Source organism: Kutzneria viridogrisea DSM 43870 (assembly GCF_000525635.1).
Taxonomy (GTDB): domain Bacteria; phylum Actinomycetota; class Actinomycetes; order Mycobacteriales; family Pseudonocardiaceae; genus Kutzneria; species Kutzneria viridogrisea.
The window spans coordinates 8,915,812-8,929,755 of sequence record NZ_CP007155.1; the positions used below are offsets into that span (position 1 = coordinate 8,915,812).

Consider the following 13,944-nt stretch of genomic DNA (forward strand, 5'->3'; position numbering starts at 1 on the left):
AGCCGATCACTGCTCCGCGGGGTCCCCGCCGTCGGCGGGCACCGCCTCGTCCAGCAACAGCACCGGGATGCCGTCCCGGACGGGGTAGCCGCGACCGCACTCGGCGCAGGTCAGCACCTCGGCCTCCGGGTCACCGGGCGTGCCCGGGGACAGGGTCCCCCGGTCGGGTGCGGGGCAGCGCAGGATCTCCAGCAGCTGCGGGTCGAGCTGGACGGCCATGTTCGCTCCTCGTGGGCGGGTCGGGGGGCTCAGCCGCGGACGATGGCCAGCACCTCGTCGCGCAGGGCGGCGACCGCCTGCTCGTCGGGTGCCTCGACGTTGAGCCGCAGCAGCGGTTCGGTGTTGGACGCGCGCAGGTTGAACCAGCGGCCGTCGCCCAGGTCCACGGTCAGGCCGTCCAGCTCGTCGAAGGTCACGCCCTCGCGCGCGCCGAACTCGGCCCGCACCGCCTCGGTGCTCGCGGCCTGGTCGGCCACCGTCGAGTTGATCTCACCGGAGGCGGCGTACCTGCTGAACACGCTGGTCAGCTCGGCGAGCGGGCGGTCCTGCTCGCCCAGTGCGGCCAGCACGTGCAGCGCGGCCAGCATGCCGGTGTCGGCCCGCCAGAAGTCGCGGAAGTAGTAGTGGGCGGAGTGCTCCCCGCCGAAGATGGCCCCGGTCTCGGCCATCTGCTCCTTGATGAACGAGTGGCCCACCCTGGTGCGCACCGGCTTGCCGCCGTGCTCCTCCACGATCTCGGGCACCGCCCGCGAGGTGATCAGGTTGTGGATGATCGTCGCGCCCGGCTCCTTGGCCAGCTCGCGGGTGGCCACCAGCGCGGTCACCGCGCTGGGCGAGACCGGCTCCCCGTCGGCGTCGACCACGAAGCAGCGGTCGGCGTCCCCGTCGAAGGCCAGGCCGGCGTCCGCGCCCACCTCGCGCACCTTGGCCTGCAGGTCCACCAGGTTGGCGGGGTCCAGCGGGTTGGCCTCGTGGTTGGGGAACGTGCCGTCCAGCTCGAAGTACATCGGGACCAGCTCGATCGGCAGCCCGGCGAACACGCTGGGCACGGTGTGACCGCCCATGCCGTTGCCCGCGTCCACGACCACCTTCAGCGGGCGGATCCCGCTCAGGTCCACCAGTTCACGCAGGTAGGCGGCGTACTCGGCGAGCATGTCCCGCTCGGAGACGATGCCGGTGCGGCCCTCGTGCGCGGGCACGCCCTGCTCGGCCCAGCCGCGGATCTCGGCCAGCCCGGAGTCCTGGCCGACCGGGGCGGCCCCGGCGCGGCACAGCTTGATGCCGTTGTACTTGGCCGGGTTGTGGCTGGCGGTGAACATGGCGCCGGGCAGCTGGAGCCTGCCCGAGGCGAAGTAGAGCATGTCGGTGCTGGCCAGGCCGATGCTCACCACGTCGACGCCCTGGCCGGTCACGCCCTCGGCGAAGGCGGCGGACAGCTCGGGCGAGGAGTCGCGCATGTCGTGGCCGATGACCACCGAGGGCCCGCCAACGAGCCTGGCGAAGGCGGCACCGAGCGCGCGCACGACATCAGCGTCGAGCTGCTCGCCCACCACCCCGCGGATGTCATAGGCCTTGACGACGGCGGACAGGTCGGGCACGCCTTCTCCCCGGTTGGTCGGATGCTGTGCTGCACGGGATCGACACGGAGGTCACGCCCTCCGCACCCGAAGCCTACCGGCGACCCGGATCCGGTCAGTCCTCCACCGGGTCTGGCAACACCCTCAGGTGACCTCGCCGCACCGCACCGGGACCTGTGTCCGCCCGCTCCACCGGCCGATCGGCCCGGCCAGCCTCACGCACCGCCTCCGCAAGGGCCGTCAGGTCGTCGACCGACGGCTCGGGAGCGGCGAACTCACCCTCATGCCTGACGACCTCCCACCCGCGCGGGACGGTCAGCCGCATGGCGTGCTCCTCGCACAGGTCGTAGCTGTGCGGTTCGGAGTAGGTGGCCAGGGGGCCGACGACCGCGGTGGAGTCCGCGTAGGCGTAGGTGAGCGTGGCGACTGCCGGGTTGATGCACCCGGTTCGCGAGCACCGCCTCACGCTCCGCACGATCGCCGACGATAGCGCTTCCTGCCCTTGCCCGTGTGCAGGCACGCGGGTGACACGCCTCCGCGTAGGCTGACTGGCTGTGGTGATGGCTCGTGGATCCTGGCTCGGCGGTCGACGTGGCGGACGTCGCAGTCGCGACCGTCACGGTCGTGGCCTGCGCGGACCGCTCTACCCGGCGACGCTGCCCGCGGCGCGCAGCCGGGCTGAGCGCTTCGACTCCCTGGTGATCGAGGCCCTGGAGCCGATCGAGGCCCGCTGGCGCACCGAGCTGACCCAGCTGGACGTGGCGGTGGACGACGTGCCCGAGGTGCACGTGGCCGCCGACCAGACACTGAGCTGGGAGGACGGGGTCGTCGAGGACGGCAACGTGCCGCTGGCCAGGCTGGTGCCCGCCGGGGTGGACCGGCGCGGGGTGCCGACCAGGGCGCGGATCGTGCTGTACCGGCGCCCGCTGGAGGCCCGCGCCAAGGACGGGGCCGACCTGGCCGACCTGGTGCACGACGTGCTGGTGGAGCAGATCGCCAGCTACCTGGGCCTGGACCCCGACGTCATCGACGGGGACTGACCGCGCTTTCGGCGCTCTCTCCGTTCGCGCGGCGGGTTCGCTGAGGTCCGGTCCCTTCCCTTGTCTCAGGTGACCGCTGGAAAGACGCGCTCACCTGAGCCCGCGGTCCAGGCACCGGCGCGAACCCGCGCGGCGAGCGGCAGGTCAGCGCGGTTCGCGCGCGGCTCAGCGGGACTCGGCCTCCTGTGGGCGGGACTCGGCTGCGGCTGGGCGGGACTCGCGCGCGGGTGGGCGGGACACGCCGGAGGGGAGCGCGAGCAGGACCGTGAACAGCAGAAACGCGGCCTGCACCAGCAGTAGCAGGCCGCGCAGTGAGCTGGGCAGGTCGATGCGCACGTCGGCGGCCTTGCTCGGCACCGGGACGGCGACCAGGTGGCCCCAGGCCCGCGTGGTGGGCGCCGACACCCCGTTCACGCTCGCCTGCCAGCCCGGCTCGTCCTCGGCGGCGAGCACCAGCAGGCGGCCGTCCGGTCCGTCGGAGACCCGCACCGCCACGTCGGGCGGCCCGGCCTCGACTGGGGCGAGCCCGGGCGCGCCGAGTTCGGTGGGCGGTGTGCCGCCGGTCACAGCGCGCTGGGCCTGCGCGGGCGACAGCAGGGTCGCCAGCCCGGTGGCCAGCTGGACCCGCACGACGGGGCGCCCGTCGGACATCGGCGGTGCGGCCGACACCAGGTCGCCCACGGCCGCGCGGAGCCGTCCCGCGGTCGCCGCGTCCGGCAGCACGAGGTAGCTGACCCCGCTGGCCGCGGCCTGGGCCACCGCGGCCTTGGCGGCGTCGGGCACCCACCCGGCGAGGTCGAGGGCCATGCGGTCCAGCCGGGCCGCGGCCGTGGGCACCGGCACGAGGTCGTCGTCCCCGAAGTGCGCCAGGCCGCCGCCGATCTGCCGGGTGGGCTGCCCGCCACTGGCCAGCACCAGCACGGGACGGCCCGTGCTGGCCAGCTCGTTGGCGATCGCGGGCACGAAGGTCACGTCCCCGCCACTGCGCAGCGGTCCGTCCCTGCCGGTGACCAGCACGCTGATCGCCAGCACGCCGAGCACGACAACCCCGGTCACGGTGGCGATCACGCGCAGGTTCGGCACCTGGAGCCGGACCCGGGTGGGCAGGCAGGCCCCCAGCACGGTCAGCAGCAGGCCCGCCGACAGCACGAGCATCGGCGCCCCGGTCCACGCCTGCTGGCTCCACAGCACGCCCACGCCCACGGCACCGGCCAGGGCCACGCCGAGCCCGGGCAGCACCGCGCGGCCGGCCCGCAGCACGGCGGCACCCAGTGCGGCGACCACGAGGAGCACGCCGACCAGCGGCAGCACGCCGGGGCCGCCGGGGTCGAGCGCGACGAGCCTGGTCAGCGGTACGGACTGGTCGGGGACGAGGGCGCCGACCCCGCGCAGCAGCACCTCGGGGTGTTGCAGCACCACGGCGGGCCAGGGCAGCAACAGGGCCAGCGGCAGCAGCACGATGGCGAACAGGGCGGTGATCCGCCGGTGACCGGGCACCAGCACGAAGGCGATCAACGTGCCGAGCAGCACCATCAGGTGGGTCAGCGGGGAGAAGGCGCCGAGCGAGGCCAGGCCGAGCGAGGTGGCCGCGGCGGTGGCGACCCAGTTGGCGCGCTGGCCGCCACGCAGCACGGCCGCGGCCCCGGCCAGCACCGGCGGCAGCAGCAGGTGCACCAGGACCACGTCCAGGCGGCCCTGGGACACGGCCGTGCTCGCGGCGGGCAGCAGGGCGTAACCGGCCGCGACCAGCGCCCGGATCGGCCTGCTCACGCGCAGTGAGCGGGTGGCGAAGTAGGCGCTGATCCCGGCCAGCGGCAGATCGCCGAACAGCAGCAGGGCCACGGCCGCGGGCGGGCCGCCGAGGACCGCGCCGAGCAGGCCCAGCACCGCCAGTGCGGCCGGGGCCGGGGCGGCGGTGCCCCCGGCGACCTGGTGCCAGGAGGCGAGGTAGGTCGACCAGGTGGTGGCCAGGTCCTGCACCGGCAGCAGCCGACCGCCGATCAGGTCGGTGCCCAGCCGCCCGGAGTTGACCACCAGGCCCAGCACCGCGAGCACGGCAACGGTCAGCACGGCTGGGGAGAACAGCAACTGGCGGACCACCTTGGCCCGGTCCACCTGGATCAGCATCAGGTCCGCGAACGGGTTGGGCGGTGCCTCCCCGCGCGGTACCGGGGACGGGCGCGGTCGAGGACTGGGCCGCTGCCCGTCCGGCGCCTGGACGGGCAGCTGCACGACCACCGCGCCGGGTTGGCGCAGTCCCGCGGTACGCCGCACCGCGCCCCGCCTGCGGCCCATGGCGCCCGCGGGCAGCGCCGTGGGACCAACTGGCAGTCGAGGACCCTCCGCCTCCGGCGCGAGCCAGGAGTTGTGCCCGGTGTCGGTCTCCGGCAGGCGGCCCAGGGCGGCGTCGGCCTGCACGCGACGGCGCACCAGGTACAGCAGGACCCCGCGCACGGCGTTGCGGATCCTGGTGAGCCTGCTGGTGAACAGGCCGCGCACACTGCGCTGACCTGGGACTGTGGTGGCTCGCCGCGCGGTGCGGGCCGCGAGCAGCCCGGCCCGGCCGCCGCACAGGTAGCGCAGTGCGCCGAGCTCGGCGCGGGCGTCGGAAAACCGGCGCAGCACCAGGAAACCCAGTGCCCTGGCGAGGCACAGCACGGCCAGCCGGGGCAGTCCGAGCAGGAAGGAAATCAACGAGCAGTTGACCAGGAAGGTGCGCAGCCCGTGCGCGCGGTCCACCCCGCGCAGGAACGGGCCCGGTGGCGCGGCGAGCGCGTCCAGGCGGCGCTGCCCCGTGCTGGCCGCCCTGGCGTGCCGCAGCCGCGCGGTCGGCACGCAGAGCACGAGCCGACCCGATTTGTTTGCGCGCCAACCAAAATCCAGGTCGTCGCGGAGCATCGGCAGGTGCTGGTCGTAGCCGCCGAGTTCGTCCCACAGTTCGCGGCGCACCAGGGCGCCGGCCGAACCCACGGCAAGCGCTTCCGTGCTCTGCTCGAAAACCTCGGCTTGCGAGGATTCCAAGCCCGATATGCCGGTCTGCCGATGACCGGAGGCGTCTGTGGACAGTCCCGCCTCGACGACCATGCGCGGATCCGACCAGTCCAGGCACAGCGGCCCCAGCACGCCGACCGCCGGGGACACCTCGGCCGCGGCCAGCAGTGCGGCCAGGCAGTCCGGTTCGGGCGCGCTGTCGTCGTGCAGCAGCCACACCCAGCCGCCGGGATCGCCCCAGCGCCGCACCGCGTTGTCGACCGCAGTGGCGACTGCCGCGCCGAAGCCGGTGCCCCGGGACAGCGTGATCACACCGTCGAGGACGGCGTTCTCACCCGAAGCGGCCTCGGCGAGCAGTTTGGCCGTGCGGTCCAGCGAACCGGTGTCCACCGCGATCACGTGACGCGGTCGCGGGGAACTCCGGCGCAGCGCCGACAGCGCCAGTCTCAGCCACTGCTCACCGTCGTGGCAGACCAGCACCGCCAGCACTGGGACCGTGCGCAGTGCGGGAGGGACCTTGCCGAGCAACGCGCGTCTCCGATCGAGAAGATCACGGGACTGTTGCTCGGCACCCTCTCACACCGCGCGCTTCTTGAGCTTCCTGCGCTCCCGTTCGGACAGCCCGCCCCAGATGCCGAAGCGTTCGTCGTGGGCCAGTGCGTACTCCAGGCACTCGGAGCGCACCTCGCAGCCCTGACAGATCCGCTTGGCCTCCCGCGTGGAGCCGCCCTTCTCCGGGAAGAACGCCTCCGGGTCGGTCTGCGCGCACAGCGCGCGCTCCTGCCACTCCTGCTCGTCGTCTCCGTCGAACATCCCGTCCAGCACGGTGAAGTCCCGCACCGTCAGGTCCAGTTCGGGGTTGTCTGCCGATTCCACGACTCGGCACCCTTCGATTTCCATGTCAGTCCGCCTCCTCGCCTTCCGCACTCCCCGGTTGGCGGACACCACCCGCCGCCCCCTCGACGACGAATGACACCGATGTGATTACACCCGTGTCGTTGCAGGGGGTCAAGCGAAGTACTTACGTCGGGGGACACCGGTCACAGCGTGCTCACAGGGTTTGTCACCTGGGCATACTCTGGGTAGAGCGCTTCACGCGAACCGCTGACGGGCCCGCTACCCCACCAGGCACACTAGTAAGCGTGAACCGATCACCGGTGCGACCGAGCCCGCTGTTCCTGGCCCTCGTGGCCGTCACCATCGCTGGCGCGGTGCTGACCGCCGTGAGCGCGCCCACCCTGAGTAGCCTGCTCTCCCCCAGCATCCCGTACACCCTCGGCCTGGTGCTGCTCGTGGCGGGCGGCTGGGTGGTTTCCCTGTGCCTGCACGAGTTCGGCCACGCGTTCGTCGCCTTCCGGGGCGGCGATCACGAGACGCACCTGCGGGGTTACCTGACCCTGGACCCCCGACGCTACACCGATCCCGTGCTCAGCATCGTGCTCCCGCTGCTGTTCCTGGCACTGGGCGGCATTCCGCTGCCCGGTGGCGCGGTACTGATCAACCACCACGCCTTGCGCTCACGTGGCATCCAGTCACTGGTCTCGCTCGCCGGGCCCGCGTTCAACCTGCTGATCGGACTGCTGCTCACCCTCGCCGTCGCGGTGGTCCCGATGCCCGCGGGTCTGCTGGTCGCCTTGACGTACCTGGCTTTCCTCCAGGTGTTCACCTTCGTGCTGAACATCCTGCCGGTACCCGGGTTCGACGGCTACGGGGTGATCGCCCCGCACCTGTCCCCCCAGGCCCGTGCGATGGGCGACAAGGCCCGCATGTGGGCCCCGCTGGTGCTGTTCGCCGCCCTGTTCGCGATTCCGGGCGTGAGCACCGCGCTGTTCCGCATCGGCAGCGGCCTGTTCGGGCTCATCGGCGGCAACACCGATGTGGCTCTGTACGGCTCGATCCTCTTCCGGTTCTGGCTCAAGTGAGCGAGTGCCGCCGTCACCCGCGCGCGTGAAAGGATTGCGCCCCGTGAAGGTCGTTGTGGTGGTCGGAGGCGTCGGTGGCGCCCGTTTCCTGCTCGGTGTGAAGGCGGCGTTGGGTCTGCCGCCGGTCGGTCCCCCGCAGGAGGGCTCGGCCGGGCACGAGGTCGTGGCACTGGTGAACACCGGGGACGACGTGTGGATGCACGGCATGCGCGTCTGCCCGGACCTGGACACCTGCATGTACACGCTGGGCGGCGGCATCGACACCGAGCGCGGCTGGGGCCGGGCCGGTGAGAGCTGGGTGGTCAAGGAGGAACTGGCCGCCTACGGGGCCGAGCCGACCTGGTTCGGGCTCGGGGACAAGGACATCGCCACGCACCTGGTGCGCTCCCGCATGCTGCGCGCGGGCTACCCGCTGTCCGCGGTGACCGAGGCCCTGTGCGCGCGATGGCAGCCCGGGGTGACCCTGCTGCCGATGACCGACGACCGGGTGGAGACCCACGTCGTGGTGGACGGCGAGGACGGCGAGCGCAAGGCGGTGCACTTCCAGGAATGGTGGGTGCGCCACCGCGCGCAACTGCCCGCGCACTCGATCCTGCCCGTGGGTGCCGAGGAGGCCAAGCCCGCGCCCGGCGTGCTGGAGGCGATCGGGTCCGCCGACGCCGTGCTGCTGGCCCCGTCCAACCCGGTGGTCAGCGTGGGCACGGTGCTCGCGGTGCCCGGGGTGCGCGAGGCGCTGCGCAAGGCCTCTGGCGGGGTGGTCGGGGTCTCACCGATCATCGGGGACAAGCCGGTGCGCGGCATGGCCGACGCCTGCCTGACCGCGATCGGGGTGGAGACCAGCGCGCAGGCCGTCGGCGTGCACTACGGCTCACGGTCCACTTCGGACGATGGCGTGCTGGACGGCTGGCTGGTGGCCGAGGGCGAGTCCGTCGAGGTGCCCGGCGTGACCGTACGCGCGGTCCCGCTGCTGATGTCCGATGTGGACGCTACCGCCGAGATGGCCCGCGTCGCACTGGAACTGGCCGGGGTGCGCCTTGACTGACCACGCCGCGGCCTCGATCGAGCTGATGCCGGTCGCGGACCTGCCCGAGTTCCGGCCCGGTGACGACCTCGCCGGGGCCATCGCGCAGGCCGCACCCTGGCTGCGGGACTCCGACGTGCTGGTGGTCACCAGCAAGGTCGTGTCCAAAGTGGAGGGACGACTGGTCCCGGCGCCCGTGGACGAGGAGCAGCGCACCGAGCTGCGCCGCAGGCTGGTGCGCGAGGAGTCGGTGCGCGTGCTCGCCCAGGTGAAGAACACGCTGATCACCCAGAGCAGGCTCGGCATCGTGCAGGCCGCGGCCGGGGTGGACGCCTCCAACGTGGCCCGCGACGAGATCGCCCTGCTGCCCGAGGACCCGGACGCCTCGGCCGCCGCACTGCGGGCGGCGCTGCGCGAGCGGCTCGGCGTCGAGCTGGCCGTGGTGATCACCGACACGATGGGCCGTGCGTGGCGGGTGGGCCAGACGGACGCCGCGATCGGCGCCAGCGGGCTGACCGTGGTGCACGGCTACGCGGGCCAGGTGGACCGGCAGGGCAACGAGCTGGTGGTGACCGAGATCGCGGTGGCCGACGAGATCGCCGCCGCGGCCGACCTGGTCAAGGGCAAGCTGGGCGCGCTGCCCGTCGCCGTCCTGCGTGGACTGTCCGTTGTGGACGACGGCTCCACCGCCCGCGACCTGGTTCGCCCGATCGAGCAGGACCTGTTCCGGCTGGGCACCGACCTGGCCATCGCGCAGGGCCGCCGCGAGGCCGTGCTGGTGCGGCGTTCCGTGCGGTACTACTCGGACGAGCCGGTCGACCCCGAGGTGCTGCGGCGGGCGGTCGGTGCCGCACTGACCGCGCCCGCGCCGCACCACACGCACCCGGTGCGGTTCGTGTGGCTGCGCGACCGGCCGCTGCGCACCAAGCTGCTGGACGCCATGCGCGAGCAGTGGCGCAACGACCTGCGCGGGGACGGCTTCACCGAGGAGCAGATCGAGCGCCGGCTGCGCCGCGGCGACCTGTTGCGCGAGGCGCCCGAGGTCGTGCTGCCCTTCCTCGTGGCCGAGGGCGCGCACAGCTACCCGGACCAGCGGCGGGCCGCCTCCGAGCACACCATGTTCACGGTGGCCGCCGGTGCCGCCGTGCAGGGTCTGCTGGTGGCGCTGGCCGCCGAGGAGCTCGGGTCCTGCTGGGTGGGTTCGACGATCTTCTGCGCTGACGTGGTGCGCTCGGTGCTGGACCTGCCGCCCGACTGGGAGCCGCTGGGCGCGGTCGCCGTCGGGCACCCCGCCGACGGACCGGCCGGACCGCGCCCGCCCGCCTCGATCGAACAAGGACTGGTGGAGCGATGAGCTTGCACGCCGACGCGGTGTCGACCCTGGAGGGGTGGAGACCCGGCTCCTCGGGGCAGGACGCGTTGCGCAACGCGTTCCTGGGCTTCCTCGCCGCGCGCGAGGACGGCTGCCAGCGCTCCTGTGAGCCCGGGCACGTGACCGCTTCCGCGCTGGTGCTCGACGCCACGCGCGAGCAGGTGCTGCTGACCCTGCACCCCAGGGTCGGCCGCTGGCTGCAACTGGGCGGGCACTGCGAGCCCGAGGACAGCACGCTGGTCGAGGCCGCACTGCGCGAGGCCACCGAGGAGTCCGGCATCCGCGGGCTGCGCATCGAGCCGACCCCGCTGCACGTGGACGTGCACCCGATCACCTGCTCGCTGGGCAAGCCGACCCGGCACTTCGACGTGCGCTTCCTGGTCCGCGCCCCGGTCGGCGCCAAGCCGGTGCGCAGCGCCGAGTCCGTGGACCTCCAGTGGTGGCCGGTGGACGCACTACCGTCCAATGTGGACACCGTGCCGGAGCTGGTCGAGCTGGCGCTGGGCCGCTTGGGCTGAGTGGCGTGAAGGTGGCTTTCCCTGCGCCCAGCGCAGGGAAAGCCACCTTCACGGCGCCTCACATGGCGCGGTAGTCGCGGGCGCTGTAGCGCGGGGCGAATCGCGGGCGCCGGAAGCCAGACGCCTCGATGTAGCGGACCGCCCGCTGGCGCTGCGGGGCGTACGGGGCGAGCACCTCCAGCATGCCCTCGTCGTCCAGCGGGCGACCCAGCAGCGCCCAGCCCACGACGCTGGGGATGTGGAAATCGCCCACACTGACGGCGTCCGGGTCGCCCCAGGCCCGCTGCGCCACCTCGGCCGCGGTCCACACCCCGATGCCCGGGATCAGCCGCAACCTGGCGGTGCTGGTCAGCGCGTGCGCCGAGGCCGCCGCGTTGAGCAGGGTGCGGCGGCGCGCGCCGTCCACCCCAGCGCGGTGCCACTGCCAGTCGGTGATCGCCAGCAGGGCGCGCGGGGTCGGCGGCACGCGCATGCCCGCCGGTGCCGGACCCGGCGCGGGCAGGCCGTAACCGCGGCACAGGTCCCGCCAGGACCTGCGCGCCTCGTGGCCGGTGACCTTCTGCTCCAGGATCGCGGGCAGCAGCACGTCCCAGACCCGGCCCGTCGCCCCCAGGCGCAGCCCCGGCATGCGCCGCCGGGTCTGCGCGATCAGCTCGTGGTGCGATTCGAAACCGGAGTCGTCATCCCCGGCGCCAAGCAGCTCCGGGACCCCAGCCAACAGCTCGTCGGCACCCTCGCCCCAAGCCGTGGCGAGTACTTCGTCGTCCCGGCTCAGCCGCAGCGTGGCAGGGCCGGTCGTCGTGTTCGCCGTCAACCACAGCGCCCCGTCCGGCCCCACCTGGTACGCCGGGTCGGCCGCGCCACGGCGCAACGGCCCCAGCACGGCGGCCACGTCCAGGGTGAACGCGGGCCGCCAGCGCCGGGTCAGGCCGTCCACGGCGGCGATGCCATGAAAGTGCCGTTCCTGGCGTTGAACGCCAGGAACGGCACTTTCATGGCGTGGGTTGGTGGGCACGCTACGCGTCGGTGGAGAACCGCACGCCGCACTCGGGCAGCGTGATGCCGGGCCAGACGCGAGCCCCGCTCAACAGCTCGCAGCGGGCGCCCACGGTGGCCTCGTCGCCGACGACCACGTCGCGCAGCACGGCCTGGGCGCCGACGGTGGACCGGGCGCCGAGCAGGCTGCGCTCGACCACGGCACCGGCGGCCACGGTGGCACCGTCGAACAGCACGGAGCCGTCCACGCGGGCACCGGCCTCGACCACGCAGCCCGCGCCGATGGTGGACCCGCCGGTGACGACGGCCTCGGGGTGCACCTGGGCGCCGTCGAGCACGATGGCCTCGCCCGCGGGGCCGGGCAGGGCGGCGGAGGGTGCTATGCCCCGGACCAGGTCGGCCGAGCCCTGCACGAACGCGCCGGGGGTGCCCAGGTCGAGCCAGTACGAGGTGTCCACGTGGCCCTGCAACCGCTTGCCCTCGGCGAGCAGCCCGGGGAAGGTCTCGCGCTCCACGGAGACGCGGCGCCCGGTGGGGATGCTCAGCAGCGCCTCCCGCCGGAACACGTAGCAGCCCGCGTTGATCTGGTCGGTGGGCGGGTTCTCGGTCTTCTCCAGGAACGCCTCGACCCGGCCCTCGGCGTCGGTGGGCACGCAGCCGAACGCACGCGGGTCGGCCACCTTGACCAGGTGCAGGGTGACGTCGGCGGCGTTGTCGCGGTGCGTGCCGACCACCCCGGCCAGGTCCACTCCGGACAGGATGTCCCCGTTGAACACCATGACGTCGTCCTCGCGCAGCCGGTCGGCCACGTTGCGGATGCCGCCACCGGTGTCCAGCGGCTCCTCCTCGACCACGTACTCCAGTTCGAGGCCGAGGCTGGAGCCGTCACCGAAGTGCTCGGAGAACACCTCCGCCTTGTACGAGGTGCCGAGCACCACGTGGGTGATGCCCACGGCGCGGATGCGGGAGAACAGGTGGGTGAGGAAGGGCACCCCGGCGGTGGGCAGCATCGGCTTGGGCGCCGACAGCGTCAGGGGGCGCAGTCTGGTGCCCTTCCCGCCCACCAGCACCACAGCGTCCACCCCGCTCACCTGCGGCGTTGCGTTCCCGGACAGGGGTCCTGCGTTGGGCGACATGCCGATTTCTCTCCTCCACTGACGCGAGCGGCATTCGAGGGAATACTCTTGCACGTGAGAAGAACGTCCGAGCACCGCACTCGGACGCTACGTGAGGAGAGGCCGGGAGATGGATCCCCGCGACCGGGCCGACGCAGCACTCGCCCGCGCCAGCGCCCGTGACCGCTGGGTGGTGACCCCCCTCAACGCGACCTCCCCGATGGACGCCAAGCCGACGGTGCAGATCCCGCGCGCCGTGGTGGACGCGGCCGATCCGCGCCTGAAGGACGACCCGGACATCACCCAGGTCATCCCGGCCGCCGCCCAGCAGCAGCACCAGGTGCCCGTGCCGCACCAGCAGCAGGAGCAGCACCGGACGCCCCAGCAACAACCGCAGCAGCAGCAACCGCAGCCGCCCGCGGAGCCGGAGGGCAGGCAGCTGCCCGGCATCATCCCCACCACGCAGCAGGTCACGGGGCGCCGGCTGTCGCTGTCCGAACGGCTCAGTGGTGCGTTGCAGGAGCCGCCCGCCCAGTCCTGAGCTCCAGCTTGAGCCGCAGCGCGAGCCCGGCCCGGATCGCCAGCCGCAGCGGGGCCCACCACGGGCCGAAGTGCCGGTCGGCCAGGTACTTGTAGGCGCTGTCGTGGTGCGCCTTGAGCATCCGGTCCGAGGCACGGGCTGTGGCGTGCCCGCCCAGGTGCACGACCTCGGCCGAGGGCACGTACACGTTGAGCCAGCCCGCGCGGCCCATCCGGTCGCCCAGGTCCACGTCCTCGAAGTACATGAAGTACGTGGAGTCGAAGCCGTCCACGGAGTCGAAGGCCTCGCGGCGGATCACCAGGCAGGACCCGGACAGCCAGCCCGCGGCCCGCTCGGTGACCGCGTTGGTCTCCTGCCGGTACTGCCTGGTCCACGGGTTGCCCGGCCACACCTTGCCCAGCGCGGCGTGCCCGAAGCCCTTGCCCAGCGAGGGCAGCAGCCGGGCCGAGGGGTAGACCTCGCCGGTGGTCTCCCTGATCAGCGGGCCGAACACGCCGCCCCTCGGCCAGCGCGAGGCGGCCTCCACCAGGGTGTCCAGCGAGCCAGCGCCCCACTCGATGTCGGGGTTGACCACGACGACCCAGCCCACCTCGTCCGGCAGCTCGGCGACACCGCGGTTGGCCGCGCCGCCGTAGCCGAGGTTCCCGCCGGTGGGCACGAAGCGCACCTCGGACCGCTCGGCGGCGGCCTTCTCCGGCGCGCCGTCGGTCGAGCCGTTGTCGGCCAGGATCACGTGCACCGGCCGGGTCGTTGCCTTGGCCAGCGTGTCCAGGAAGCGGTCGAGCACCTCACCCGGCGAGTAGGTGACGGTCACGACGCCCAGCTCGTCGCCATAGGTCTTCACGGCGGTG

General features: G+C 73.1%; 14 protein-coding genes. 6 read left to right on the forward strand and 8 right to left on the reverse strand.

What is annotated here, in order from left to right:
• Positions 1-6: 6 nt before the first annotated feature.
• From KALB_RS38860 to KALB_RS38870, 3 genes are all read right to left on the reverse strand, one after another.
• The gene (locus KALB_RS38860; RefSeq protein WP_025361080.1) at positions 7-219 is read right to left on the reverse strand and encodes a Trm112 family protein; all 213 of its coding nucleotides are present in this window, start codon (positions 217-219) and stop codon (positions 7-9) included.
• A 29-nt stretch (positions 220-248) separates the two neighbouring features.
• Positions 249-1,598 carry a phosphomannomutase/phosphoglucomutase gene (locus KALB_RS38865; RefSeq protein ID WP_025361081.1) on the reverse strand — a complete coding sequence of 450 codons (1,350 nt, stop codon included), beginning with the start codon at positions 1,596-1,598 and terminating at the stop codon, positions 249-251.
• 94 nt (positions 1,599-1,692) lie between these two features.
• Entirely contained in the window at positions 1,693-2,052 is a 360-nt protein-coding gene (locus KALB_RS38870; protein WP_063750732.1) for a DUF3499 domain-containing protein, read from the reverse strand.
• An 85-nt stretch (positions 2,053-2,137) separates the two neighbouring features.
• Here KALB_RS38870 and KALB_RS38875 point away from each other — a divergent pair, with 85 nt between their 5' ends.
• The gene (locus tag KALB_RS38875; protein ID WP_081790045.1) at positions 2,138-2,617 is read left to right on the forward strand and encodes a metallopeptidase family protein; all 480 of its coding nucleotides are present in this window, start codon (positions 2,138-2,140) and stop codon (positions 2,615-2,617) included.
• A gap of 165 nt (positions 2,618-2,782) precedes the next feature.
• On the opposite strand, the gene KALB_RS38880 is transcribed toward KALB_RS38875, so the two are convergent.
• A complete protein-coding gene (locus KALB_RS38880; protein ID WP_236650111.1) occupies positions 2,783-6,136 on the reverse strand; it encodes a glycosyltransferase in 3,354 nt (1,117 codons plus the stop codon).
• 48 nt (positions 6,137-6,184) lie between these two features.
• Positions 6,185-6,421: a WhiB family transcriptional regulator gene (locus KALB_RS38885; protein ID WP_148310010.1), complete on the reverse strand. Its 237-nt coding sequence runs from the start codon at positions 6,419-6,421 to the stop codon at positions 6,185-6,187.
• Positions 6,422-6,750: 329 nt separating this feature from the next.
• On the opposite strand from KALB_RS38885, the gene KALB_RS38890 reads away from it, so the two are divergent.
• From KALB_RS38890 to KALB_RS38905, 4 genes are read left to right on the forward strand one after another with little or no spacing between them, the layout of a single operon-like run.
• Complete coding sequence (locus tag KALB_RS38890; RefSeq protein WP_081789732.1) at positions 6,751-7,530, forward strand: site-2 protease family protein; 780 nt, start codon at positions 6,751-6,753, stop codon at positions 7,528-7,530.
• A gap of 43 nt (positions 7,531-7,573) precedes the next feature.
• On the forward strand, positions 7,574-8,572 hold the full coding sequence (gene cofD, locus KALB_RS38895; RefSeq protein ID WP_025361087.1) for a 2-phospho-L-lactate transferase: 999 nt from the start codon (positions 7,574-7,576) through the stop codon (positions 8,570-8,572).
• Positions 8,565-9,905 carry a coenzyme F420-0:L-glutamate ligase gene (locus KALB_RS38900; protein WP_025361088.1) on the forward strand — a complete coding sequence of 447 codons (1,341 nt, stop codon included), beginning with the start codon at positions 8,565-8,567 and terminating at the stop codon, positions 9,903-9,905. The genes cofD and KALB_RS38900 overlap by 8 nt, the downstream gene beginning before the upstream one ends.
• On the forward strand, positions 9,902-10,441 hold the full coding sequence (locus KALB_RS38905; RefSeq protein WP_025361089.1) for an NUDIX hydrolase: 540 nt from the start codon (positions 9,902-9,904) through the stop codon (positions 10,439-10,441). Before KALB_RS38900 ends, KALB_RS38905 begins: the two co-directional genes overlap by 4 nt.
• A 58-nt stretch (positions 10,442-10,499) precedes the next feature.
• On the opposite strand, the gene KALB_RS38910 is transcribed toward KALB_RS38905, so the two are convergent.
• Together KALB_RS38910 and manB are read right to left on the reverse strand one after the other, a co-directional pair.
• Positions 10,500-11,378: a DNA-3-methyladenine glycosylase family protein gene (locus KALB_RS38910; RefSeq protein ID WP_025361090.1), complete on the reverse strand. Its 879-nt coding sequence runs from the start codon at positions 11,376-11,378 to the stop codon at positions 10,500-10,502.
• A 79-nt stretch (positions 11,379-11,457) separates the two neighbouring features.
• Positions 11,458-12,573, reverse strand: a complete 1,116-nt coding sequence (gene manB, locus KALB_RS38915; RefSeq protein ID WP_042221264.1) for a mannose-1-phosphate guanylyltransferase — start codon at positions 12,571-12,573, stop codon at positions 11,458-11,460.
• 109 nt (positions 12,574-12,682) lie between these two features.
• Between manB and KALB_RS48940 the strand changes: the two genes are divergently transcribed.
• The gene (locus tag KALB_RS48940) at positions 12,683-13,093 is read left to right on the forward strand and encodes a hypothetical protein (protein WP_025361092.1); all 411 of its coding nucleotides are present in this window, start codon (positions 12,683-12,685) and stop codon (positions 13,091-13,093) included.
• On the opposite strand, the gene KALB_RS38925 is transcribed toward KALB_RS48940, so the two are convergent.
• On the reverse strand, positions 13,056-13,937 hold the full coding sequence (locus KALB_RS38925) for a glycosyltransferase family 2 protein (RefSeq protein WP_025361093.1): 882 nt from the start codon (positions 13,935-13,937) through the stop codon (positions 13,056-13,058). The two genes, KALB_RS48940 and KALB_RS38925, sit on opposite strands and share 38 nt — an antisense overlap.
• Positions 13,938-13,944: the final 7 nt, after the last annotated feature.

Bases quoted from the DNA above. Each gene is read 5' to 3' on its own strand.
- KALB_RS48940 (WP_025361092.1), top strand. From the start codon at position 12,683: ATGGATCCCCGCGACCGGGCCGACGCAGCACTCGCCCGCGCCAGCGCC.
- KALB_RS38905 (WP_025361089.1), top strand. From the start codon at position 9,902: ATGAGCTTGCACGCCGACGCGGTGTCGACCCTGGAGGGGTGGAGACCC.
- KALB_RS38875 (WP_081790045.1), top strand. From the start codon at position 2,138: ATGGCTCGTGGATCCTGGCTCGGCGGTCGACGTGGCGGACGTCGCAGT.
- manB (WP_042221264.1), bottom strand. From the start codon at position 12,573: ATGTCGCCCAACGCAGGACCCCTGTCCGGGAACGCAACGCCGCAGGTG.
- KALB_RS38885 (WP_148310010.1), bottom strand. From the start codon at position 6,421: ATGTTCGACGGAGACGACGAGCAGGAGTGGCAGGAGCGCGCGCTGTGC.
- KALB_RS38860 (WP_025361080.1), bottom strand. From the start codon at position 219: ATGGCCGTCCAGCTCGACCCGCAGCTGCTGGAGATCCTGCGCTGCCCC.